We start from the raw sequence: 24,220 nt of genomic DNA on the forward strand, positions 1-24,220 counted from the left end.
GGAGCAAAAAGAAAAGGTAATGGAGAGAGTGCAATGGTTTTATTTGGAGCGTTGGTGAATGGTTTATGTATATTTGTCGGTACTTTGTTAGGGCTTTTTTTCACGAAGATTCCGGAGCGGTTCAAAGAAACGGTCATGAGCGGTGTGGGACTGGTTGTCCTCTTAATCGGTTTGCAAATGGCGTTGGAAACGGAAAACATCGTTATTGTCCTGCTCAGCCTGCTTTCGGGTGCAATCATCGGTGAGGCCATCCATTTGGAAGATAAGCTTGAATACATCGGTCGTTGGATTGAAAGGAAATTTACAAAACCCGATCAAACCTCAAGCGTGGCTCAGGGCTTTATTACTGCTTCGCTTATTTTTGTCATCGGGGCTCTCGCCGTTATCGGGGCTCTTGACAGTGGACTGCGTAATGACCATGAAGTGCTGGTGACCAAAGCGATTATTGATGGGTTTGTTTCTCTTGTGCTGACTTCCACACTTGGCATTGGTGTGATTTTTTCCGTTATTCCGGTCGTTCTCTATGAAGGATCCATTGCTCTTTTAGCGACACAAATCAATAACTGGATTCCCCAGCATATGCTCGACCTGTTTATTATTGAAATGACGGCAACAGGTGGCCTCATGATCGTAGCGATCGGACTGAATTTATTAAAAATAACTAAAATACGTGTCGCGAATTTATTACCAGCTCTGCTTACAGTGGGCCTCATTTTAACAATCGCCGAGTGGTTTTAATCGTTATTGAATGCTCTTTTTGAATTTTGCAGAAGAGGTCGTGAAGGTGTGGAAAGGCTTGGTTTCCATATGAACCTGCTTCCTTTTTGCTTCTGTTAATTGGATGGCTGCCGCTACTTTTGCTGCCATCTGCATGACAACATGCAGTCTTGTATTCTGTAAGACCACATGCTCCATAAATCCACTGACATTGACCATTCCGCTAATGTGTAGTTGACCTACAGGCGGAAGGTCTTTTTTTAATGCCGATCCCGGGTTTAATGAACCTTTTCCAAGAACGACAGAACCGACGGATGAAGATTTGCCAAGGCAGGCATCAACCGCAAGAATGTAAGGATTCGGATGATTTTTTCTGATGGAAGCTAACCTTTCCTTTAGATTTAATGCATGCAATGGTTCTTCAAGTGTTCCATATATATGGAACGTTTCTAATGCATGATCGTGGAGCATCGAACCGACTAAAGGGCCGAACGAATCACCTGTAGATCTGTCGGTGCCGATACAGGCGATCACGATATTTTTGGAAGGTGGAAGCCATTCTTGCAAGTAAGTGCTCAATGTATCGCTCATGGCTGGATCGTCCGTGTTTACGCGTTTTTCCTCTTTTGAAAACTTGTCCTTGAAATTCATAGCTTCTCCTCCAGACACATAGTAGTAACAGTATATAAGGTTGTCCACGGTTCTATACGTGACAAATACATAGATGTGGAGGAACGGCCATGTTAAAAGCAGGGTTCAAGTGGATGTTTTTAATCATAGGGACTATGATTGGTGCCGGATATGCTTCTGGAAGGGAACTTTGGCAGTTTTTTGGACATGATAGCAGCCTTGCGATCCTATTGTTCTCACTCATGTTCATCATTTCATGTAAAGCCATACTGGATATCAGCTACAAGAAACAAAGCGGCCATTATTTGCCGGTTCTCCGGGCAGTAGTCGGGAAACATCTGACCGGCGTCTATGACTGGATGATCATCATTTACCTTTTTACAACGACTGTGATCATGCTGGCAGGAAGCGGTGCCACGTGGCAGGCCTTCAATTTTTCTTATCGCATCGGTGTTCTGGCGATTGTCATTCCTTTGATTCTTTTGTTTGTATGGGATGTGAAAGGGATTGTTATTGTAAACAGCTTTGTTCTCCCCCTGCTCATTTCAGGTCTTCTGTTCGTTTTGATTTTGTTTATCAGGGATCAGGAACTGTCGCTTTTTGGACATGTCCATGAGATGAGCAACTGGATGTCGGCTTTTCCGTTTACGGCGTTGAATATTCTGCCCCTGATCGCTGTTCTCGGGGCTATTGGGAACCAGGTGAGAAACAAAGGGGAAATCTGGATTGCAAGCATTGGCAGTGGCGTTATTCTAGGGGCAGTTTCTTACCTATACAACAACAGCCTGATCCAAATCTCGGAAGACATCATTTTGTATGAAATCCCCCTTTTCGCGATTCTAAAACATTATCCGTATGAGATGATGCTCTTCATGTCCGTTATGCTGTGGATTGCGATTTTTACGACAGCTGCCTCAGGAACACTTGGGCTTGTAACCAGGTTTAGAGAATACCTCAGGCAACCTCTTTGGATTCTGGCTATGGCAGTCATCGCTGTAATGCTTCCTTTTACATCATTCGGATTCTCAACACTTATTGAATACTTGTATCCGTTATACGGCATTCTGAATCTTTATGTTTTAGTATCCCTACTTTTATACCCGATTCTTTCCCGATTCAAAATTCGATAGAAACCTGTTAAAATAGATTTCATATTCATAGTCGGAAACAGGAGGGAAAGTGGTGGCCGAGCCTAATGTGGTAGAGGATGCTAAAACAGCGGTAGAAGATGCAAAAACACAATGGGATGAAATTGTAGCCTATGTAACCGGGCCTGATCTTTGGATAACCATAGCGCTTGGGGCAATACGAATTGCTCTCATATTATTGGTTTCCTTTTTAATCATTCGAGTTGGAAGGAGACTCATTACGCAGTTTTTTGCCAACAAAAGGCGCGGTCCTTTCCGGATTACGGAACGAAGGGAAGCCACGCTCAATAAGTTGGTTCTGAACACCATGTCTTATGTTGTGTACTTTATGGCCTTCATCATGATTCTTGAAACGTTCAACTTTGAAGTCGGTGCATTGCTTGCCGGTGCTGGTGTGGCAGGGCTTGCCATCGGTTTCGGGGCGCAAAACCTTGTCCGTGATATCATTTCCGGTTTCTTCATCATCTTTGAAGATCAGTTTTCTGTCGGAGATTATATCCAGACGTCTGGTGTGGAGGGTTTTGTTGAAGAAGTAGGCCTCCGTACGACAAAAGTGAAGGCATGGACAGGTGAAGTTCATATCCTTCCTAACGGCAATGTCACACAGGTGACGAACTTTTCCATCCATAACAGCATTGCCGTTGTTGATGTAAGTATCGCTTACGAGGAAGACATTGAAGCCGCAGAAAAAGTGATTCAGGAATTGTTGAAAGAAATGCCGGAACGTTATGAATCGATATTAAATGTCCCTGAATTGTTGGGCGTTCAGACGCTTGGCGCATCGGATGTCGTTATGCGTATCATTTGTGAAGTGAACCCGATGGAGCACTGGGCCATGGCAAGAGTCCTCCGCAAAGAAGTGAAGAATAGACTCGATGCGGAAGGAATCGAGATTCCATTCCCTCGTATGGTGATGTATTCACGTGACGAAGAGCCGAATGATCCCATTAATCACGGAGAAAAAGGAGGAGTTTCCTGATGGCGGATAAATCCTATGAGTTAAATGATGTTGTTCAGATGAAAAAACCTCACCCCTGCGGAGAGAATCGTTGGAAAATCATCCGTATGGGTGCAGACATCCGAATTAAATGTGAGGGGTGCGGCCACAGCGTTCTCGTTCCTCGCAAAAAATTTGAAACGAAGTTGAAAAAGGTGCTAGAGACAAGTGAATGACTCCCTCCCCCTTCTGAAATTCAGAGGGGGATTTTCTTATGCAGCTTTCTTGTGAATTTATGAACAGAAAGCCTGGTACACGATCCCTGCTTGTCGGTGTCAGGCACCGGATCTTCTTTTTTGGTGCCAGGCACCAAATATGAGGTACCCAAATGGATGAAAACCAATATGAAAAAGTTTTTGCGAACCTCATTGAAAAGATTGTTCTTCCTCTCTTTTTCAATAAATATTGAATTTGTTACTGTAGAAAAAGGAGTTTTTTAGGAGAAACGACCGAAGCTTTCCCGTTTTTGCATAGGTTGTTATTTTCAAGTACAGAATCTATAATTAAGTGGACTAACATGCATGTATGTAAATCCTTAAGGAGTGAAAGTCTCATATGGCACTAACAGCAGGAATCGTAGGTTTACCGAACGTAGGGAAATCTACGTTATTTAACGCAATTACACAAGCAGGCGCTTTGTCTGCCAACTACCCGTTCGCCACAATTGATCCGAACGTCGGGATCGTGGAAGTTCCGGATAGTCGTCTGGAGAAGCTGACCGAGCTTGTGAACCCTAAGAAAACTGTACCGACAGCTTTTGAATTCACAGATATTGCAGGAATCGTCAAAGGCGCGAGTAAAGGGGAAGGACTAGGAAACCAGTTCTTGTCTCACATTCGTCAAGTGGATGCGATTTGTCACGTGGTACGAGCGTTTGAAGATGAAAATATCACTCACGTATCCGGTCAGGTCGATCCAATTACCGATATTGAAACCATTAACCTTGAGCTGATTTTGGCGGACCTTGAAACCGTGTCGAAGCGCATGGATCGTGTCGCTAAAATGGCACGCCAAAAAGATAAAGAAGCAGTGGCGGAGTATGCGGTGCTTGAAAAACTGAAGGATGCATTGGAGGAAGAAACTCCTGCCCGTGCTGTCGAATTCAGCAGCGATCAAGAAAAGATCGTCAAAGGCCTTCATCTATTGACTTCAAAGCCTATCCTCTATGTGGCGAATGTAAGTGAAGATGAAATCGGGGAAGCAGACAACGATCGAGTGAAACAAATTCGCGAATTTGCAGCTAAAGAAAATGCGGAAGTCATCGTGGTTTGTGCAAAAATCGAGTCTGAAATCGCTGAGCTTGATAACGAAGAAAAAGAAGAGTTTCTTGAAGATCTTGGTATTGAAGAATCCGGTCTTGACCAACTGATCAAAGCCACCTATAACTTGCTTGGGCTGGCCACGTACTTTACGGCTGGTGAGCAGGAAGTCCGTGCTTGGACATTTAAAGAAGGCATGACCGCTCCACAGGCAGCCGGTATCATTCACACAGACTTCGAAAGAGGGTTCATCCGTGCGGAGACGGTTTCTTATGATGATCTCGTAGATGCAGGATCCATGGCTGTTGCCCGCGATCGTGGTCGTGTACGTTTAGAAGGTAAAGAGTATTTGGTGAAAGACGGCGACGTTATTCATTTCCGTTTCAACGTATAAGCGAGGATCCTTCCGTTAAAAGGTTGTAAATCTTGGACAACTTTGGTACAATACTAAATTGTGAGTAATTAAATGAAGATTACTCCTTGCTCCTTTGATAGAAAAGGAGCCGTCAAGTCCATAAGGAGGTGAAAACGGATGAGTAGAAAATACGAAATCATGTATATCATCCGCCCAGACATCGAGGAGGAAGCGAAAACATCTGTCAAAGATCGTTTCAGCAAAATCCTAACAGATAACGGAGCGGAGATTGAAGAAGTTAAAGAAGTTGGCAAGCGTCGTCTTGCTTACGAAATTAACGACTACCGTGATGGGATCTATGTAACAGTTGATTTCACAGGTACACGTGATGCAATCAACGAATTCGACCGTCAAGCGAAGTTCACGGATGATATTATCCGCCACATCGCTGTACGCGAAGATGACAAATAAGGAGTGGTTCTGATGTTAAATCGTGTCGTATTAGCCGGCAGATTGACGAAGGATCCTGATTTACGCTATACGCCAAACGGAGTAGCTGTCGCCAACTTTACAATCGCCGTAAACCGTCCTTTTTCCAACAACTCAGGAGATCGCGATGCCGATTTCATCAACTGTGTCGTTTGGAGACGAGCGGCTGAGAACCTGGCTAACTTTATGAGTAAAGGTAGTCTTGTCGGTGTTGATGGACGTCTACAGTCCCGCAGCTTTGATAACCAAGAAGGTAAGCGTGTATTTGTAACAGAAGTTGTTGCAGATAGCGTGCAGTTCCTAGAATCCAAAGGTGCTTCCCAAGGTGGCGGTAACCGTGGAGGTTCAGGATTCCAACCAAATCAGAATCAACAACCATCAGGAAACAACTTCGGTTCTAATAATAACAATAACCAACAACGAAATGACGACCCATTCGCAGATAATGGGGAGCCAATCGATATATCAGATGATGATTTACCATTCTAAATAAAAAGGAGTGAATGCTACATGGCACGTCGTGGACGCGGAAAACGTAAAAAGGTGTGTTTCTTCACAGCTAACGGAATCACACACATCGACTTTAAAGATGTAGATTTGCTAAAACGTTTCGTTTCTGACCGTGGGAAGATCCTTCCTCGCCGAGTAACAGGAACGTCTGCAAAATATCAGCGTAAATTGACGAAAGCGATCAAACGCGCTCGTACAATGGCCCTACTTCCTTACACTACAGAGTAAGAGTAGCGCAGCAAACCCCTTGATAACTCTAACGAGCTATCAAGGGGTTTTTTTGTTATTTTTATTTATGTATATGGCAGTCTTCCACAATCGGGAGCTATTTTTCCCTATTAAAAAACCCGGCTGCTTTTCCGAGATTGGAAAAGCAGCCGGGTTTATAGTTTTATTTGAGTCCCATTAAGGCTCTCAGCTCTTGTTTGTTCGTCAGCAGGTCTTCCAGTGTATATTTATCTAATACGTTTAGAAAGGCTCGTAAGGCTTCGTGGAGAACGCCTTTCAGCTTACAAGCCGGGGTGATGACGCAATAGTTAGTGGCACAGTCAAAGCATTCGAGTAGGTGGAAGTCATCTTCCATAGCACGGACAACGTTTCCTATGTTGATCTCTGCAGGTTCTTTTGCCAGACGGATGCCGCCCGACCGTCCCCGGAGGGTTTCGATCAGCTCTAATTTATTCAATTCGTGGATGATCTTCCCTAAATGGTTTTCGGAGATGTTGAAAACCTCTGAAATCTCTTTTTTATTTGCGAGCTCACCATTGCGTTTCGATGCGGTGAAAATCAGGACTCTCAAAGCGTAATCGGTGTATTTCTTGAGACGCATTTATATAAACCCTCATTCTTGTTTTTTTATTATCTTATCATAAACCGCTATGACTGTCTTACTTAGAGGAATGTTTTGTTTTCTGTCACAAAAGATGTATTTTGAATATTGCTTTTATAAGGGTGAGCTCTTTATAATAAAGGTGTATATAAAATACACCAATTAAAAAGGGGTTTTAAAGTATGTCTACAAAGGCGACTGAAATTCTCGACCAACAAACCATAAAGACGATTAAATCAACCGTGCCTGTATTAGCAGAACATGGGGAAGCGATTACGACTCACTTTTACAAACGGATGTTTGAAAATCATCCAGAGCTGAAGAACATATTCAATCAGACACACCAGCGGGCGGGAGATCAGCCAAAAGCACTTGCGAATACCGTCTACGCCGCAGCACAATACATTGATCAACTGGAAGTTATTTTGCCGCGTGTTAAACAAATTGCAGAAAAGCATCGTAGCTTAAATGTGAAACCTGAACATTACCCAATTGTAGGAGAATACTTATTAAAAGCCATCAAAGAGGTTCTTGGGGACGCGGCAACTGATGATATTATGGAAGCATGGGGGAAAGCTTACGGAGTCATCGCGGATGCTTTTATAGGAGTAGAGAAAGAATTGTACGAGGAAGCAGAACTGAAAAAAGGCGGCTGGACAGGATACCGCTTATTTGATGTAGTAGATAAGGTTAAAGAGAGTGATGAGATTACTTCTTTCTACCTGGAACCGAAGGATGGTAAGGCTCTAGCTGATTACAAACCTGGACAGTATTTAACCATCAAGGCAGAAATTACAGGGGAAACTTATACGCACCTAAGACAGTACAGCCTTTCTGATGCCCCGGGAAAATCATATTACAGAATTAGTGTTAAAAAAGAACAGGGACTCTTGGACCATCCTGATGGCAAGGTTTCTTCCTGGTTGCATGATCAAGTGAACCCTGGTGATTCAATCCCTGTCAGTGCCCCTGCAGGCGACTTTTACTTGGATAACCATACGGAACGTCCGCTCGTTTTAATTAGTGGCGGTGTCGGTCTCACTCCTTTGATGAGCATGTGGAAATATGCAGAGAAGGTCCAGCCGGATCGTGAGGTTCGTTTTATCCACGCGGCTAGAAATGGACGCGTCCATGCATTTAAAGAGGAAATGGAAGAGTCAAAACAAGGGACGGCTCATCTCGTATATGAAAAGCCCGAAGATCAAGATCGATTGAAAGGGCTGCACACTTCAGAAGGCTATATCACACTTGATTGGCTGAAGAAGGTTGCTCCTGAAGACGCAGAATTTTATTTCTGCGGACCGGAAGGATTCATGAAGGCTGTTTATGCCATGTTGAACCGCTGGGGCATTTCTCAAGATCGCATTCATTATGAATTTTTTGGACCTCAAGGCAAGTTATAAAAAAGAAGCGGAATCACCTCGTGATTCCGCTTCTTTTTACTATTGGACAGATGCTCTGCAGGGCAGTATCTATGAGGTGAGCAAATCACTCTGGAATTTGGATGGTTCCTCTTCAACCAGACGATTTATTTCTAGCCCCCTACCCTTTTTTGTTTATGAACAGGAAGGGGCTATGGGTTGCAGGTGCCGATCGAATCTGTTGATTTGCGCCATGAACCCTTGGATGATTGGACCACTAAACAGGGTAATTAATACCGTCCCTATGCCGATCGCTCCACTGAAGAAGAAGGCGAGAATCACAAGAAGAATGCTGATGAGCGCTCGCGAGATGGAAACGTTCCAGCCGGTGAGTTTACTGACTACGAGCATCATACGGTCGAATGGATTCGGGGCGAAATCAGCCTGAAGATTAAGCGCAATACCGAAACCTGCAATGCCCATTCCAAGTACAAGACAGAGCAATTGCGTCCAGAATACGTCTGGATGGATGGTATCACGTACGGTAAAGACCCAAAAATCAATGCCGATTCCTGTTAAAAGAGACGTCGCCAGGGCAAGAAGCTCGGGGCGTCTTTTCTCAGCGATGGCATTAAATACGATCATGCTGAAACCGACAACGATCTCCCAGCTTCCGATCGTCAAACCGAAAGTCCGGTGCAGACCGACAAGAAGAGCATCAAATGGAGACGTCCCCAGAACAGACTGGATTGTTAAGGCGATGCCAAGCGTCATGATGAGAATGCCTACTGTATAATACATCGTCCTCAAATAGATGCGCTTCATGTCCATCCACCCCTTTCTTTTTTCATATCTTAAGAGACTATATCGCGAATAGAGGGTGGATTTCAAGACTATGAATGTAAAAAAACGGCAGGGATATTCCCTGCCGTTTTGTATAATCGTTTATTCTTCTACATAAGCCCATTTGAATTCGAATTCTGGACCTGTTGCTGTTGTGAAGACACCTTTGATGGATGGACGGAAAAGCTGGGCTTTTGCATCCTGATAGATTGGTGCTACTGCTTGATCTTCTTCGAGTAGTAGCTTTTCAGCTTCTAAGAATGTTTCAAAACGTTTTTCAGGCTCTTGAGCATACTCGCCGTTTGCCTTCTCAATCAACGCATCATATTCTTCACTGGAGTAGCCCATATTGTTGTTCTGACCATCTGTAAGGTACATGTTCAGGTATGTGTTCGGATCCACATAGTCTGGTCCCCATGTAGCAGCTTCCATCTCGAATTCGCCTTCGTTGTCACGACGAACACGTTCTTTAAATGGTACTTCCATCAATTTGATGGTTACACCTTCAAGGTTTTCTTCCAGTTGGTTCTTGTAGTAAGCAAGGACGTCCTTGGAAGTTCCTGTATCATCACCCAGCAGTTCGATTTCAACAGAATCGGTACCCAGTGCTTCCAGGCCTTTCTGCCAGTGTTCTTTTGCTTTCTCTACATTATATTCAACCAATGGACCTTGAGCTTCACGGAAGTCCTGGTCACTGTTAGGCATTGAAACGAAGTTGGATGGAACATAGCCTTCCGCCGGTACAGATCCATCGTTCAAAATGACGTCAACGAGGGACTGACGGTCGATTGCATAGGAAATGGCTTTACGAACGTCTACATTTGCAAGAGCTTCATTATTTTCCTGGTTGAACTTGAAGAAGTATAAGTATGGTTTTTCCGCCACGTTGAAAGCATCGCTCGTGCGGTACTGGTCAACGAATTCAGCGTTCAGTTCAGTCTGATCGATTTCACCAGTGTCATAAAGGTTGACCCCTGTAGAAACTTCTTTAATGACTTTTGCATTGATCGTTTCTAATTGTACGGTCTCTGCATCCCAATACGTATCACTTTTCTCAACGGTCCAGCCTTCGCCGTGGTTCCATTCTGTCATTTGGAATGGCCCGTTAGAAATTGTATATTCAGCTTCTGTAGCAAATTTGTCGCCCTGTTCTTCTACATATTTCTGATTCAAAGGCATGAAGGTAATGAATACCGTCATGGACTTGAAGTATGGGACAGGTTTTTCAAGTTCAACGACAAGAGTTTTATCATCTTCTGCAGTGGCACCCAAATCTTCGAGTTCTGCTTCACCATCACTGATGGCTTGGGCATTTTTGATGATGCCTCCAAGGAAGTAAGGGCCGTATTCAGAGCCAACCTCTGGATCTAATGCTCTTCTCCATGCATATACGAAGTCGTCTGCTGTGACAGGGTCACCGTTGGACCATTCCGCATCACGTAATTTAAAAGTCCATGTAAGTCCATCTTCACTTACTTCGGAGCTTTCTGCCATTCCATCTACAAGCTGACTATTCTCATCCAGGCGGTAGAGCCCTTCATAAGTTTCTCCAGCCCACTGGAAACCGACCGAATCGGTGATTAAAGATGGATCCATGCTAGGAATCTCACTTTTCGCTGTTACGGTAATCTCTTGATCTCCGGAAGCTTCTCCTTCTTCTGACTGTTCCGTTGTTTCGTCTGAGTTTTCTTCACCTGTGTCTGTTGATGTTTCGCTGTCTCCCCCGCTGCAAGCTGCAAGGAAAAGTGCGAACATCAGTGCCATTAACACTAATAGATGCTTTCTCAAAGTGTATTCCCCCTATTTTAAATTTTCTAAAAATAATTACTTTTTGAATTATACAGATAAAAAAGAAAAAAATCAAAGTCCTTTATTCGATAAAAATAAGAAAAAAACGTCGATAAACGGAATATTCTAATTTAATTGACAATGGTTCTTTCTTTGATAGGATTAGAGAATATCATTGCTTTTCTAAAGCATAAAAGGATCTAAGGAGAAAAGTGAATCGCGGAATATAGAGGAGGTTGAAGGAAGTATGAAACGTGAATGGGATTTGCTGCACACCCCTGGTCCAACGCCGATTCCACCGAGTGTAGAACGGAGCATGAATCAGCCGATGATCGGACACCGTGGTGGGAAAGCCAAGGATTTGATTCATCATATTGCTCCAAGACTCAAGCCGGTGTTCGGTACTTCGGGTGAGGTATTGATCGTTACAGGAAGTGGTACGTCCTCTTTGGAAGCTTCTGTTGTAAATACAACAAAGCCCGGCGATAAAGTAATCGTCGTCGTAGCCGGAGCATTCGGAGATCGATTTGCACAGATTTGTGAAACGTATGAATTAAATGTGGTACGCATAGAGGTGCCATGGGGAAAAGCTGTAGAAGTTTCCCAAGTGGAAGAAACGCTTCAGAACCACCCGGATACGAAAGCTGTGTTCCTGACACACTGTGAAACATCGACCGGAGTCATGCATCCGGTGGAAAAGGTCGCTGAGCGTGTAAAAAACATCAGTTCAGCTCTCGTCATCGTCGATGGGGTTTCTTCTATTGGAGGTTCCGAAGTGAAGATGGATCAGTCTGGAATCGATATCTTAGTTTCAGGTTCACAAAAAGCGATGATGCTTCCTGCGGGGCTCGCTTTTATAGCCGTTGGTCATGAGGCTTGGTCTGTCATTGAAGAAAATCCGCGCCCTCGTTTTTACTTAGATTTACGGAAATACCGTCAACAGCTTGAAGGAGGACAAACGCCTTTCACCCCTGCTCTTTCTCTTCTTTTCGGACTCCAGCAGGTCCTTGAATTGTTGGAAGAGGAAGGCTTAGATCGGGTTTTTGAACGGCACCAAACGATGAAGGAAATGACACGGAACGCATGTCGTGCCTTAAACCTTCCTTTGTTGGTCTCTGATGAGGATGCTTCATCGACCGTAACATCCATCCGACCAGAATCCTTTGAGGCAGAACAACTTCGAAAAGTGGCGAATGAAGAGTTCGGACTTATTTTAGCTGGCGGTCAAAAGCATATGAAGGGTGAAATTTTCAGGATTGGACACATGGGATATTCCCGTCCTGCCAATGTTCTTCAATATATAGGTATTCTGGAAATTGTCTTGAAACGTTTAGGTCATGAATTCGAACCGGGAGCGGGTGTCGCAGCTGCGCAAGCCGCCTACCTGGATCGTACAAGGGAGGAATAAAGATGCATCGTGTATTGATTAGTGATCCATTGAGTGAAGATGGAATCAGACCTCTATTAGAGGCGGAAGATATCGAAACTGTTATGAATCCGAACTTATCCCATGAGCAACTGTTGGAGGAAATAGGATCGGCAGAAGCGCTTATCGTAAGAAGTCAGACACAAGTGACGAGAGAAGTGATTGAACACGCTCCTCACTTGAAGATCATCGGCCGTGCAGGTGTAGGGGTGGATAACATCGATCTCGATGCAGCAACGGAAAACGGCGTCATTGTCGTAAATGCTCCAGATGGGAATACGATTTCGACAGCCGAACACACGATGGCGATGCTCATGTCGTTAGCGCGCAACATTCCACAAGCCTATCATCAACTGCAACAAAAGCGGTGGGAACGTAAAAAATTCGTTGGAGTGGAGTTGAAAGATAAAGTACTCGGCATTGTCGGGTTCGGCCGGATCGGTCGCGAAGTTGCCCAGCGTGCGAAAGGTCACCGCATGAAAGTGGTTGCCTTCGATCCATTCTTGAATGAAGAAAAAGCAGAAAAAGCAGGAGTTACGCACGGGACTTTAGAGGAAGTGCTCAAACAGGCAGACTTCCTGACTGTTCACACCCCTTTGATTGAAAAGACGAAGCATCTGATCAACGAAGAGGCTATTTCCATGATGAAGACAGGCGCGCGTATTTTAAATTGCGCCCGTGGAGGAATTGTAGAAGAAAATGCACTATTTGAAGCGGTCCAATCAGGAAAAATTGCGGGGGCCGCGCTTGATGTCTTTGAAGAGGAGCCTGCGACAGAGCATCCGTTGTTATCCTTGCCGGAAGTAATTGCCACCCCGCACCTCGGGGCAAGTACGATTGAAGCTCAGGAAAATGTCGCAACAGATGTCAGTTTTGATGTACTGGAACTATTACGAGGGGGAACGGTGAAAAATCCGGTTAATCTCCCTTCTGTTTCCTCAGAAATGATGGAGAAGCTCTCCCCTTACTTCAAGCTTTCGGAACGTTTGGGCGTCTTTTTATCAAAAGTGGCAGAAGGTACGCTTGAACGTGTGAATGTCTATTATAGTGGCGAGTTGCTCGAGGTTGATACAATGCCTCTGACACGGATTGCTGTCAAAGGGATCTTGAAACGCCATATTGGTGAGCGTGTAAATGATGTCAATGCGTTCAAGACAGCTTCAGATAAAGGGATTACGGTGAATGAGCAGAAGTCGACCCAAACGAAAGGCTTCACGAACTTAATTACCGTAGAGATCGAAACCGATCAGGAAAAGCGCAGCCTCGCGGGTACGCTGTTGAACGGTTTAGGTGCACGGATTGTGCAGTTCGATCAGTATTCCATCGACGTAGTTCCGGAGGGGCATCTTGTTGTCATTCGCCACACCGACCAGCCAGGCGCGATTGGCCGCGTGGGAAGTCTACTTGCTGAACATGCGATCAACATCGCAACGATGCAGGTGGGGCGTACGAACGAAGGTGGAGAAGCTGTAATGGTGCTTACGGTAGATCGACCGGTAGATGGAGACTGTAATGAAAAGCTTGCTCAAATTGCAGATATTAAGCAAGTGCAGTGTTTGACGATTTAATAGAATTCAAATAGGCTCCGCTCATATAGAGATATGCCGCAATCAATAAAAAGACAAACTTCGACAAGTTTGTCTTTTTATTATGGAAGAAAAGCGGTTACATTTTATACTTTTGTAAAACCTGGAACAAAAGCTTTGACTTTGAGACTTTCTCTTGTTAAATTTAATTCCGACTTAATTCATCGACTTTGTAGGGAGGGGATATAATGAAGGAAAACAGAACAGAGATTTCATCTGGTCGCAGGTTTTTATTTCGTATTTTAGATGGCATCGAATGGCTGGGGAACAAGCTTCCATCACCATTGTTGCTGTTTGCTATATTAGCATTTATTGTTGTTATTATTTCTGGGGTATTTGCGGGTGTATCTGTTACGAACCCAACGACAGGGGAAGCTGTAGAGGTGAAGAACCTGTTCAGTCTGAGCGGGCTGGATTATATATTTAACAGTGCCGTCGAAAACTTTATTGGGTTTCCACCGCTTGGAGCAGTCCTTGTAACCATGCTCGGTATTGGACTGGCTGAACAGACAGGCTTGATTAATGCTTCTTTAAAGGGAATTGTCTTTTCCTTTCCTCAAAAATTATTGACGGCGGCTTTAGTTTTTGCCGGGGTCATGTCCAGTGTGGCGGTTAATGCTGGTTATGTGGTACTTCCCCCACTTGGAGCCGTTCTTTTCTTAGGACTTGGGCGACATCCACTGGCTGGACTTGCTGCCGCCTTTGCGGGTGTTTCAGGTGGTTTTGGTGCCAACCTTGCGCTCACATCTACGGATGCCATTCTTCAGGAGTTGACTGCTGAGGCTACCCGTACGATTGCCCCTGCGTATGCAGAAACGATTACGGTCACGATGAACTACTTTTTCGCCGCCGTTTCAGTTGTTCTCATCACGTTTATTGGGACGCTCGTGACTGAGAAAATCGTGGAACCGCGACTTGGTAAGTATGAAGGGGATCAGGAGGGGGAAATCGATGCGCTGACCGCTCTTGAGAAAAAAGGAATGCGTCTTGCGGGGATTGGATTTCTGATTACGTTTGCCCTCATGGCATACTTGTCTTTCGGTCCTTTACGTGGGGACGGCGCTTATATTGAATCGCCATTCTTCAGCGCTTTGGTCTTCGTCATCTTCCTATTATTCCTTGTCCCAGGCTTAATTTACGGGATGGTTACGAAAGAAATTACAAATGACAAAGATCTTACTAAACTGCTCGGAAAAACAATGGCAAGCATGAGTGGTTATATTGCTCTTGCGTTTACGGCAGGTCAGTTCATTGCGTATTTCCGTGAAACGAATTTAGGAACGGTCATCGCTTTTCGTGGTGCCGACTTCTTGAACTCTACAGGATTTGATGGCATTGGACTTATCTTAACGTTCATTGGACTGACGATGGTCGTCAACTTCTTCATTGGAAGTTCTTCAGCTAAATGGACGATCTTAGCTCCTGTGTTCGTTCCCATCATGATGAACCTGGGCTATTCTCCGGAGTTTACAACATTGCTCTATCGAATCGCAGACTCTGTGACAAACATGATCACACCGCTGCTTCTATACTTCCCGGTCATTATCGCGTTCGCTCAGCGCTACGATAAGAAACTGGGGATTGGAACACTCATTTCCATGATGATTCCTTATTCCGTCGCCTTCTTACTCGGCTGGCTGCTGCTATTGCTCGTGTGGGTACTTTTAGGAATCCCTGTAGGACCCGGTGCACCGATTCTATACTAATAAAAAAGCTCAACGTCAAACAGACGTTGAGCTTTTTACGTTAACCTTTATTAAAAAAATTGTGTGGACTTCAGTAATTGATTCAAGACGTAATTCTCCCGCTGAATCCATAAATTTCTCTTCGTGTAATCCATTACTTTTTCGTTGTGGGCAATGGCTTCCTCCGTGCGAATCCACACGGGTGTAAATCCTTGGTCTTCTTCGTAGGAGTCCAGGTTTTGTTCGCCCTTTTCCCCCGGCCATTCACAAATGTAATAATGGGAGGTCATTTCGAAAACAGCTTCTGGCTCATACACGTCCCAGTGGCTCTCCACAACCGCACCGACATATTGCTTCACCTGGCAGTTTTTGAAACCAGTTTCTTCTTGGATTTCTCTTATGAGGGCTTCTTCGTCTCTCTCTCCATCATCGACGCCACCCCCCGGCAGCTTGTAGTCTCCAAGATTGGACTTCACCATTAGGATTTTCCTTCGTTCAAAATCATACCTCGGACGGCAAGTCGCCTGTTTGTTTTGTGATCCTCTTTTTCTTCGAGGCCGAATCGTTTTTCAAAACGGAGATCACCCAATGGGGTGCACCTGGCGTTTTCGGTTGGAGAAGGTATGCACTTCTTTGTATCCGACTGATTTTGCCAGATCAATGGCTTCCTCATAACGGTATCCGATATGGTCCGGTTTGTGGGCATCTGAGCAGAGAACGATTCCAACACCCTCATTTTTGCATATTTGCAGAAGCGTCGGATCGGGGTAGAGTTCTCCAACGGGCTTCCGCAAGCCTGCTGTACTGATTTCTATGCAGGTATCTGTTTTTGCGAGAGCTTTTGCTGCGCGTTTGTATTGTTCTTGCAAAAAATCCTCGTCATCCGGGCGGTATCCGAAAACTTTGATGACATCGATATGACCGACAAAATCAAAAAGTCCGGACTCAGCGAGGGTGACGACACGGTCAAAGTATTGCTGGTACACGTCTTTCATATCCCGTTTTTCGTACTCATCCCGGTAAATCGCAAGGTCGATGCCCCATTCATCAATCCAGTGGACCGAACCGATCACATAATCGAAAGGATGGGACGATATAAAGGCTTCCATTTCTTTTTCTTTTCCTGGCATGTAATCCATTTCAATGCCCATTTTGATTGGAAGTTCTGCTTTGTATGCTTCATCAAACATCTTTTGGTAGGTTCCAAAGTCCAGCGTACGACGGTTCTCCACCCATGGATTAGAAAGAATGTCGCGTGTTTCCTGAAAGAAATACGCATGTTCAGATATGCCTAATTCTTCGATTCCTTCTTCTTTTGCTTTTGTTATGTAGGTTCGTAGATAGTCGACATCAAGGTTTCCGGTTTCCGCCATATGGACGTGGTAATCGGTGCGCATGTGCGTCCCTCCTCTATCGAATTTTATTCATCATAACAAACATTAGAAAAAATCACCAAGAAGAAGCGGATGGAAGCAATTGATACGAGAAGTGTGAGGGGGTGATATGTTAAAATAGGGAGGTTAAGACAAGCGCGATAGAAATAGAGGTGCTTTATCAATCATGAATGACACAAAGAGGTTGACGGAAGGGGCTTTAATGACCGGCCTATATCTGCTATTGTTATTGGTAATCATTTTTGTGCCGGTTATAGGACCATTACTATTATTGATCCTGCCTGTTCCATTTATTTATTATAGTTACCGTCATGGTGGAAAAGCGGGGGGCCTTATGTTTGTGGCCGCGACCCTTTTCACACTGTTATTTGCTCCCGTATTTACCGTTTTCACCTTACTTGCCGGAATTGGCGGGCTTTTCCTGGGAATCGCTTTGCACCACAAACGTTCACCCTATGAAGCTCTTGCCATTGGCTCTGTGGGGTTTGTCATCGGTCTTCTCGGAATTCTCCTAGTCACACAGCTCTTCCTTGGCGTCAATTTAATGGAAGAACTGAAAAGTGGGATGAGCCAGGGATACGGTACTTTCGAAAGGATTTTCTCGGGACTTCTCGATGGAGAAGAGGTTGAGACGGATTTGGCTGAAATCGGGCAATTGATTGAGTTCATCCCGGATATTGTCCCAAGTATATTGGCGATGAGTGGTGTGATGATGGCTTTTGTCAGCCAATGGACGACATATAAGTTGATCAACCGCATTGAAAATCAGTCCATGGGATTCACAGATTTCAAGAATTTCAAGCTGCCGACATCCATCTTATGGTATTACTTTGTTGCGATGATCTTGAATTATGTCACGATGGATGGAAATGATTTGATTTATTTAGCTGCCGTGAATGTATTCATACTGACGGGAGCACTGATTGTCCTTCAGGGATTCTCCTTCGTCTTTTTCTACGCATGGAAGAAAAAGTGGTCAAAAGCTATACCGATTCTTGTGGTTGTATTTTCTATACTTCTTCCGCAAATCGTCATGTACCTTGTGAGAATAATCGGTATAATTGATATAGGATTTCCAATGAGGGAACGTGTGGAAGAAAAGAAAGAATGATCGCTCTCAAGAAGATGGTAGGAGCTGAATGCAATGCCGAATTTTTTTAAAAAACCAACGATGAGCGGACACTTGTGGATCATATACTTGATCTCTCTCATTCTGCTTGGCTTCATCTGGTACTATCAATGGATGCTTGGACTGATGATGACGCTGTTTTTAGCTGCGTCCATTTTTTACAGTGTCCGTACTGAACAGAACATGATCAATGAGACAGAAGAATATATATCGACTTTATCCTACAGGGTGAAAAAAGTCGGCGAAGAAGCCTTGTTGGAAATGCCCATCGGAATTGTTCTTTATAGTGAAAATTATATGATTGAGTGGGCAAACCCTTACATGAACAAGTTCACAAACGAGGATACCATTGTTGGAGAATCGTTAAAACGACTTTCCGATCACCTGATTCCCTGTGTGAAAGATGAGGAAGATGAAGTTTGGATCACCATTGCCGGTTATAAATTCCAGACAATTATCAAAAGGGACGAACGTCTGCTTTACTTGTTCGACCGGACGCAACAGACGGAGATCCACAACCGTTATGAAAATGAGCAGACGGTTCTTTCTATTATTTTTCTTGATAATTATGAAGAAATCACCCAGGGGATGGATGATACGGCCAAAAGCCATATCAACTCACAGGTGACTTCAATTTTGAATAAGTGGGCTGGAGACTATGGCATTTACTTGAAGCGAACGTCGCAAGAGCGTTTCATAGCGGTCATGAATCAGAAAATCCTGTACACTTTGGAAAAAGCGAAGTTTGAAATTCTCGATGATGTACGTGAATTGATTACAGATCAGAACGTTCCGTTAACGTTAAGTTTCGGTATTGGTGTCGGCCCGGTCAGCCTTCCCGAACTGGGAGAACTGGCTCAATCAAGTCTTGATCTTGCCCTGGGCCGAGGTGGGGACCAGGTGGCCATCAAAGATGATTCAGGAAAAGTCCGTTTCTATGGCGGAAAAACGAATCCGATGGAAAAACGGACACGGGTGCGCGCGCGGGTCATTTCCCACGCTATGAAAGAACTCGTACAGGCAAGTGAAAAGGTTCTGATCATGGGACACAAATCTCCGGATATGGATTCTGTCGGCGCATCGATCGGTATTTTGAAAATTGCCCAGGCGAACGACAAGAAAGCCGCGATTGTCCTCGATCCGGATGATATCGACACCGGCGTTCAACGCATGGTCGAGGAAATCGAGAAAGACGAAGAGCTCTGGCATTATTTCATTCCGCCTGAGGATGCTTTAGAGATGGTAACGAATGAGACATTGCTTGTCGTTGTGGATACGCACAAGCCATCCATGGTCATCGAGGAGAAGCTTCTATCCAAAACGGAGCATGTCGTCGTGATCGATCACCACAGACGTGCAGAGGAATTCATTGCCGATCCTACCCTTGTTTATATGGAACCATACGCTTCATCAACGGCAGAGCTTGTCACCGAGCTGCTTGAATACCAGCCGAAAAAACTGAAATTGTCGATGCTCGAATCTACTGCCCTGCTCGCAGGTATCATCGTCGATACGAAGAGCTTCACGCTTCGTACAGGCTCACGTACGTTCGATGCTGCTTCGTATTTGAGGTCAAAAGGTGCGGATACCGTACAAGTCCAGAAGTTTATGAAAGAAGACTTGGATGTCTATATTCGTAGAAGTAAGCTGATTGAACGGGCTTCTGTTTACAGAGATGGAATTGCGATCTCCACCGGGGACCGTGGAGAAACTTACGGGCCTGTCATCATTGCACAGGCAGCAGATACTTTACTGACCATGAGCGGCATCGTTTCTTCCTTTGTCATATCGGAACGGAAGGATGGACGGATCGGCATCAGTGCCCGTTCTCTCGGAGATATTAATGTTCAGGTCATTATGGAAAAGATGAACGGCGGCGGGCATTTGACCAACGCAGCTACGCAGCTTGAAGATACAACGATTGAAGATGCAAAAGCATTGTTGCAAGATATTATTGATGAGTATTTTGAAGGGGGAGACACAGAATGAAAGTAATTTTCAAAGCGGATGTTAAAGGAAAAGGCAAAAAAGGCGAAATTAAAGAAGTGAACGATGGATATGCACGCAACTACCTTCTGAAGAACAATTTGGCGGTAGAAGCGACGAAGGGGAATGTCCAGGCGCAAAAAGCCAAAGATGCCAAAGTCGAGCAGCAAGCACAGGAAGAAGTCGAAGAAGCGAAGCGGTTAAAAGAGACGCTGGCGGACCTCGAAGTGAAGCTTGTGGCGAAATCCGGAGATAATGGACGCCTATTTGGTTCCATTACTAGCAAACAAATTGCTGAGCAACTGAAGAAATCCCACAATATTAAAATCGATAAACGTAAAATCGAGCTTGATGATCCGATCCGGACATTGGGCTATACGAACGTCCCTGTAAAACTTCATCCAGAAGTAACAGGCACGATCAAAGTCCATGTCGAGGAAAAGTAAGTCCTGAACGATCAAGCGCCCAATCCATTTTATTGGGCGCTTCTGTTTTGTATTTCTGGCTCCCATCCCTCTTTTTCATAACGAGAAGGAAGGATGTATAAAATAACCGTACAACACTTGGTTGTTTGTAACGGACGGGCCATCCGTGCTTTAGATTCAGAGGAGGAACAACAGTGAGTGAAATGTGGAACGATCGTACCCCGCCCCATAATATAGAAGCAGAACAGGCGGTACTCGGGGCGGTCTTTTTAGAACCTGAAGCGATGTCGACAGCGGCTGAGTATCTTCTTCCTGAAGATTTCTATCGGGCGAGTCACCAGCGAATATTCGAAGTGATGCTTTCTCTTTCAGATAAAGGGGAGCCCATCGATCTCGTAACCGTAACGGCAGCTCTTTCTAACAACCAGGTGCTGGAGGAGGTCGGAGGGGTTTCTTATTTGACGGATATTGCAAACTCCGTCCCGACAGCTGCGAATATCCAGTACTACACGAGCATTGTGAGTGAAAAATCGACCCTTAGAAGTTTGATCCGTACGGCTACGAATATCGTAACAACGGGCTATTCAGAAGAAGAGGACTTAGAGGATGTATTAAATGCTGCAGAAAAAGACATTCTCGAGGTTTCCCAAAGGAAAAATTCCAGTGCTTTTAAAAGCATTAAAGATGTACTGATTGACGTTTATGACAACATTGAGCAGTTGCACCACAATGATGGAAGTACGACTGGAATTCCGACAGGGTACCGTGACCTTGATCATATCACCTCTGGTTTCCAACGGAATGATTTGATTATCATTGCCGCCCGTCCGTCCATGGGTAAGACCGCGTTTGCTCTGAATATTGCTCAGAACGTAGCGGTCCATACCGATGAGAATGTTGCGATCTTCAGTTTGGAGATGGGGGCCGATCAGCTCGTTTCCCGTATGATTTGTGCGGAAGGAAACATTGATGCCCAGCGTCTCCGTACAGGACAGATGGAAACAGAGGATTGGAACAAACTGACGATGGCGATGGGGAGTTTATCGAATGCCGGGATTTATATTGACGATACACCAGGGATCCGGGTCAGTGAAATCCGTTCCAAGTGCCGTCGCCTCAAACAGGAACATGGACTTGGCATGATTTTGATCGACTACTTACAGTTGATCCAGGGTAGCGCCAACTCCAAGGAAAACCGACAGCAGGAAGTATCAGAAATTTCCCGTTCCTTAAAAGGGTTGGCTCGTGAACTTAATGTTCCTTTGATTGCTTTGTCCCAGCTCTCCCGTGGAGTTGAATCAAGACAGGATAAACGACCGATGATGTCGGACTTGCGTGAATCTGGTTCCATTGAGCAGGATGCCGATATTGTTGGGTTCCTTTATCGTGATGATTATTACGATCAGGAATCCGAAAACCAGAACATTATTGAAATCATCCTTGCCAAACAACGTAACGGTCCAGTGGGGACGGTCTCACTCGCCTTTGTGAAAGAATACAACAAGTTCGTCGACTTGGACCACCGGTATTCCGATGCCGATGTACCGCCCGCTTAAAGAAGGAAGACGCCCGAGACTTGAAGTCTCGGGCGTCTTTTTTTATGAGCAGCTTCTCAAAGAAGCCATCTATATCATCTCCCTCATCACGCCTCCCGAAAAGTCACGCTGAGAAATGGATGATCCTATAGGGTTAAGAAATAGTCAATGGCATGGGCGACACCATTTTCGTCATTCGTTTTCGTATTGAAGTGGCAGGCCTCTTTCACTTCATCCTTCGCGTTGCCCATTGCGGCGCTATATCCTGCCACATTGATCATAGATAAATCATTCAAGCTGTCTCCAATGACCGCTGTCCTTTTTATCGATCGGTTCAGTTCTTCTGCCAATTTCATGACGGCATTTCCTTTGGAAGCAAGCCTGTGTTCCAGTTCGAAGTTATGGTTAGCAGAACTTACAAGGGTCAGGTCAGGATACTCAATGAATCGATCCCATCCTTTTTGGAGTTTTCCCTTTTCAAAGGAGAAGGCCAGAATGTTGTGCACATTCCTTTTGCTATCTACAATTTCTTTGTAAGAATCTACATGTAAAAAACCGGACTGACTAAACTGTTTTTCAGCTGCCTTTTCAAGGCTTGTCAGATCCGCTTTTGGATTAGCACTACGAATCCGATCAAGCTCAATGCTCATAAGCTCTCTGCCATTTTGAGGGGTTAAGATCGCTTCATCATCAATCGCTTCATAGTAGAACGCTTCTTCTTCCAGCCACCCTAAAATTTCGGTGACGTCTTCCTTCTCCATCGGTATGGATGAAAAAAGTGTACCATCGGGACGATGAATGGTCGCTCCATTGGCCGCAATCACCCATGTTTGAAGATCAAGGCTGGAGAACAGGTTTCGGACATCGAATGCTGCCCTTCCTGTTGCGATGACCACCTCTACGCCCTCTTCCTTGGCACGGTGTATCGCCTGAATATTATCTGGACTGATTTTATTCTCGGAATTTAACAGTGTCCCGTCTAAGTCAATGGCAATCATGTCCATAAGTCAGATCCCTCCTCACCTGTAACAATCAGGTCTACATGATGCTCTTGTAGTCTTTGCTGAAATTCTTCATCAGGAAGCTGGTCTGTAATGATGACATCTACGTCTTCAAGTTCTGCGAAAGTAAAGAACTCGGTCACTCCAAATTTCGTATGGTCTGCAAGAACGATGACTTGTTCTGCCTGCTTAATCATGTTCCGTTTGACCATCCCATCTTCTTCGTGGGCAATCGAGAGTCCTGAATCAGAGATTCCTACCACTCCGATAAACGCCTGATCCACATGGTAACTTTTTAAACGTTCAATGACGGAAGCTCCATAAAGGAATTGGTGCTCCTTTTGGAGAAAACCACCAAGCAACTGAATGGACACGCTTTCAACGTTCGATAAAATTTCTGCCTGGTGAATCGAATTTGTAATGACTGTGATGTCCATCGGGCGTATTTGATTCGCACATGCCTGAACGGTCGTGGATGTATCTAGAATGATTTTGTCTCCTGGCCGAATGAAAGATACAGCCTTACTACCGATCTGCTGCTTTTCAAAGGATACGGTCTTTAATCGGTGAGAATAATCCTGGATGGTTGTATGTGTGCGTGGCAGAATGGCTCCCCCGCGTGTACGAACGATCGCTTTTCGTTCCTCTAACTTTACTAAATCCCGTCTTGCTGTGTCTCTGGATATATCAAACATCTCACACATTTGATCAATGGAAATCCTACGATTTTCTTTTAAAAATTGTAGGACTCCAATCAGACGTTCTTCCTGATACATCGAATTCTCCTTCCAATGTTGCTCTTATAAGTGATTATAAGTAAAATATTAATTGAAATCAATTAAAAACAAGTTATTTTAAGTATTAATGTAAATATTAGTTAATCTTGTGCTTTTATGATAAAAATAAGGTATTCATTGTCAAAGAAACTTTCCCATAAAGGTTGGATTCGCTTTAACTCTCCCCGAACATCCTCTGACAAGAAAGCAGATTATATCGAGAGTTATGAAGTTATGGTTTATAATCGAACAATAATTATGCAATTATAATTTAATGTTCGGTTTTAGCGTTGACTTGCGAGGTGTGAATTGGTAAACTGACGATGGATAACATATTTAACAAATTTTTGG

24 protein-coding genes are annotated in these 24,220 nt (G+C 44.4%); 16 read left to right on the forward strand and 8 right to left on the reverse strand.

The annotated features are described in order from the left end of the window. The first annotated feature begins 33 nt into the window (after positions 1 to 33). Complete coding sequence (locus GLW00_RS00375; protein ID WP_160910507.1) at positions 34 to 738, forward strand: DUF554 domain-containing protein; 705 nt, start codon at positions 34 to 36, stop codon at positions 736 to 738. Between the two features lie 3 nt (positions 739 to 741). On the opposite strand, the gene yyaC is transcribed toward GLW00_RS00375, so the two are convergent. Continuing rightward, a complete protein-coding gene (gene yyaC, locus GLW00_RS00380; protein WP_160910508.1) occupies positions 742 to 1,368 on the reverse strand; it encodes a spore protease YyaC in 627 nt (208 codons plus the stop codon). Between the two features lie 89 nt (positions 1,369 to 1,457). On the opposite strand from yyaC, the gene GLW00_RS00385 reads away from it, so the two are divergent. From GLW00_RS00385 to rpsR, 7 genes are all read left to right on the forward strand, one after another. Beyond that, a complete protein-coding gene (locus GLW00_RS00385) occupies positions 1,458 to 2,477 on the forward strand; it encodes a YkvI family membrane protein (protein ID WP_160910509.1) in 1,020 nt (339 codons plus the stop codon). Between the two features lie 52 nt (positions 2,478 to 2,529). Continuing rightward, the gene (locus GLW00_RS00390) at positions 2,530 to 3,474 is read left to right on the forward strand and encodes a mechanosensitive ion channel family protein (RefSeq protein ID WP_439108879.1); all 945 of its coding nucleotides are present in this window, start codon (positions 2,530 to 2,532) and stop codon (positions 3,472 to 3,474) included. Next, positions 3,474 to 3,668, forward strand: a complete 195-nt coding sequence (locus GLW00_RS00395) for a DUF951 domain-containing protein (RefSeq protein ID WP_202412322.1) — start codon at positions 3,474 to 3,476, stop codon at positions 3,666 to 3,668. Before GLW00_RS00390 ends, GLW00_RS00395 begins: the two co-directional genes overlap by 1 nt. Before the next feature lie 379 nt (positions 3,669 to 4,047). After that, positions 4,048 to 5,145 (forward strand): redox-regulated ATPase YchF, encoded by a 1,098-nt coding sequence (gene ychF / locus GLW00_RS00400; RefSeq protein WP_089650709.1) that lies wholly within the window; start codon positions 4,048 to 4,050, stop codon positions 5,143 to 5,145. Positions 5,146 to 5,283: 138 nt separating this feature from the next. Then, positions 5,284 to 5,577 (forward strand): 30S ribosomal protein S6, encoded by a 294-nt coding sequence (rpsF, locus tag GLW00_RS00405; protein ID WP_089650708.1) that lies wholly within the window; start codon positions 5,284 to 5,286, stop codon positions 5,575 to 5,577. Positions 5,578 to 5,589: 12 nt separating this feature from the next. Next, complete coding sequence (gene ssb / locus GLW00_RS00410) at positions 5,590 to 6,084, forward strand: single-stranded DNA-binding protein (protein WP_160910510.1); 495 nt, start codon at positions 5,590 to 5,592, stop codon at positions 6,082 to 6,084. 21 nt (positions 6,085 to 6,105) lie between these two features. Further along, complete coding sequence (rpsR, locus tag GLW00_RS00415) at positions 6,106 to 6,333, forward strand: 30S ribosomal protein S18 (protein WP_115822996.1); 228 nt, start codon at positions 6,106 to 6,108, stop codon at positions 6,331 to 6,333. Positions 6,334 to 6,496: 163 nt separating this feature from the next. Here the strand turns inward: rpsR and GLW00_RS00420 are convergent, their stop codons facing one another. Next, the gene (locus GLW00_RS00420) at positions 6,497 to 6,934 is read right to left on the reverse strand and encodes an Rrf2 family transcriptional regulator (protein WP_160910511.1); all 438 of its coding nucleotides are present in this window, start codon (positions 6,932 to 6,934) and stop codon (positions 6,497 to 6,499) included. Between the two features lie 182 nt (positions 6,935 to 7,116). On the opposite strand from GLW00_RS00420, the gene hmpA reads away from it, so the two are divergent. Next, positions 7,117 to 8,337 (forward strand): NO-inducible flavohemoprotein, encoded by a 1,221-nt coding sequence (hmpA, locus tag GLW00_RS00425; protein WP_202412323.1) that lies wholly within the window; start codon positions 7,117 to 7,119, stop codon positions 8,335 to 8,337. A 153-nt stretch (positions 8,338 to 8,490) separates the two neighbouring features. Here the strand turns inward: hmpA and GLW00_RS00430 are convergent, their stop codons facing one another. Next, positions 8,491 to 9,120, reverse strand: coding sequence for a YczE/YyaS/YitT family protein (locus GLW00_RS00430; protein WP_160910512.1), 630 nt, complete (start codon positions 9,118 to 9,120; stop codon positions 8,491 to 8,493). Between the two features lie 120 nt (positions 9,121 to 9,240). After that, the gene (locus tag GLW00_RS00435) at positions 9,241 to 10,902 is read right to left on the reverse strand and encodes a peptide ABC transporter substrate-binding protein (RefSeq protein ID WP_439108886.1); all 1,662 of its coding nucleotides are present in this window, start codon (positions 10,900 to 10,902) and stop codon (positions 9,241 to 9,243) included. 271 nt (positions 10,903 to 11,173) lie between these two features. Here GLW00_RS00435 and GLW00_RS00440 point away from each other — a divergent pair, with 271 nt between their 5' ends. The 3 genes from GLW00_RS00440 (at position 11,174) to GLW00_RS00450 (ending at position 15,644) form a co-directional block, all read left to right on the forward strand. Next, positions 11,174 to 12,334, forward strand: coding sequence for a pyridoxal-phosphate-dependent aminotransferase family protein (locus GLW00_RS00440; RefSeq protein WP_160910514.1), 1,161 nt, complete (start codon positions 11,174 to 11,176; stop codon positions 12,332 to 12,334). Between the two features lie 2 nt (positions 12,335 to 12,336). Next, complete coding sequence (gene serA / locus GLW00_RS00445) at positions 12,337 to 13,920, forward strand: phosphoglycerate dehydrogenase (RefSeq protein WP_160910515.1); 1,584 nt, start codon at positions 12,337 to 12,339, stop codon at positions 13,918 to 13,920. A 206-nt stretch (positions 13,921 to 14,126) separates the two neighbouring features. Further along, positions 14,127 to 15,644, forward strand: coding sequence for an AbgT family transporter (locus GLW00_RS00450; protein WP_160910516.1), 1,518 nt, complete (start codon positions 14,127 to 14,129; stop codon positions 15,642 to 15,644). A gap of 50 nt (positions 15,645 to 15,694) precedes the next feature. On the opposite strand, the gene GLW00_RS00455 is transcribed toward GLW00_RS00450, so the two are convergent. Both GLW00_RS00455 and GLW00_RS00460 read right to left on the reverse strand, forming a co-directional pair. Continuing rightward, entirely contained in the window at positions 15,695 to 16,102 is a 408-nt protein-coding gene (locus GLW00_RS00455) for an NUDIX hydrolase (RefSeq protein ID WP_160910517.1), read from the reverse strand. Positions 16,103 to 16,204: 102 nt separating this feature from the next. After that, positions 16,205 to 17,020, reverse strand: a complete 816-nt coding sequence (locus GLW00_RS00460) for a histidinol-phosphatase HisJ family protein (protein WP_160910518.1) — start codon at positions 17,018 to 17,020, stop codon at positions 16,205 to 16,207. Positions 17,021 to 17,183: 163 nt separating this feature from the next. On the opposite strand from GLW00_RS00460, the gene GLW00_RS00465 reads away from it, so the two are divergent. The 4 genes from GLW00_RS00465 to dnaB all read left to right on the forward strand — a co-directional run bounded on the left by GLW00_RS00465 (position 17,184) and on the right by dnaB (position 22,113). Continuing rightward, entirely contained in the window at positions 17,184 to 18,128 is a 945-nt protein-coding gene (locus tag GLW00_RS00465) for a YybS family protein (protein ID WP_160910519.1), read from the forward strand. Between the two features lie 33 nt (positions 18,129 to 18,161). Then, positions 18,162 to 20,135 (forward strand): DHH family phosphoesterase, encoded by a 1,974-nt coding sequence (locus tag GLW00_RS00470; protein WP_160910520.1) that lies wholly within the window; start codon positions 18,162 to 18,164, stop codon positions 20,133 to 20,135. Further along, positions 20,132 to 20,578 carry a 50S ribosomal protein L9 gene (rplI, locus tag GLW00_RS00475; RefSeq protein ID WP_160910521.1) on the forward strand — a complete coding sequence of 149 codons (447 nt, stop codon included), beginning with the start codon at positions 20,132 to 20,134 and terminating at the stop codon, positions 20,576 to 20,578. The genes GLW00_RS00470 and rplI overlap by 4 nt, the downstream gene beginning before the upstream one ends. A 173-nt stretch (positions 20,579 to 20,751) precedes the next feature. After that, complete coding sequence (gene dnaB, locus GLW00_RS00480) at positions 20,752 to 22,113, forward strand: replicative DNA helicase (RefSeq protein ID WP_089650694.1); 1,362 nt, start codon at positions 20,752 to 20,754, stop codon at positions 22,111 to 22,113. Positions 22,114 to 22,238: 125 nt separating this feature from the next. Here dnaB and GLW00_RS00485 read toward each other — a convergent pair whose 3' ends face one another. Then, a complete protein-coding gene (locus tag GLW00_RS00485) occupies positions 22,239 to 23,096 on the reverse strand; it encodes a Cof-type HAD-IIB family hydrolase (protein WP_160910522.1) in 858 nt (285 codons plus the stop codon). After that, on the reverse strand, positions 23,087 to 23,869 hold the full coding sequence (locus GLW00_RS00490; RefSeq protein ID WP_160910523.1) for a DeoR/GlpR family DNA-binding transcription regulator: 783 nt from the start codon (positions 23,867 to 23,869) through the stop codon (positions 23,087 to 23,089). The genes GLW00_RS00485 and GLW00_RS00490 overlap by 10 nt, the downstream gene beginning before the upstream one ends. Between the last annotated feature and the right edge of the window lie 351 nt (positions 23,870 to 24,220).

It is taken from the genome of Halobacillus litoralis (genome assembly GCF_009856445.1).
In the GTDB taxonomy this organism is placed as follows: domain Bacteria; phylum Bacillota; class Bacilli; order Bacillales; family Halobacillaceae; genus Halobacillus; species Halobacillus litoralis.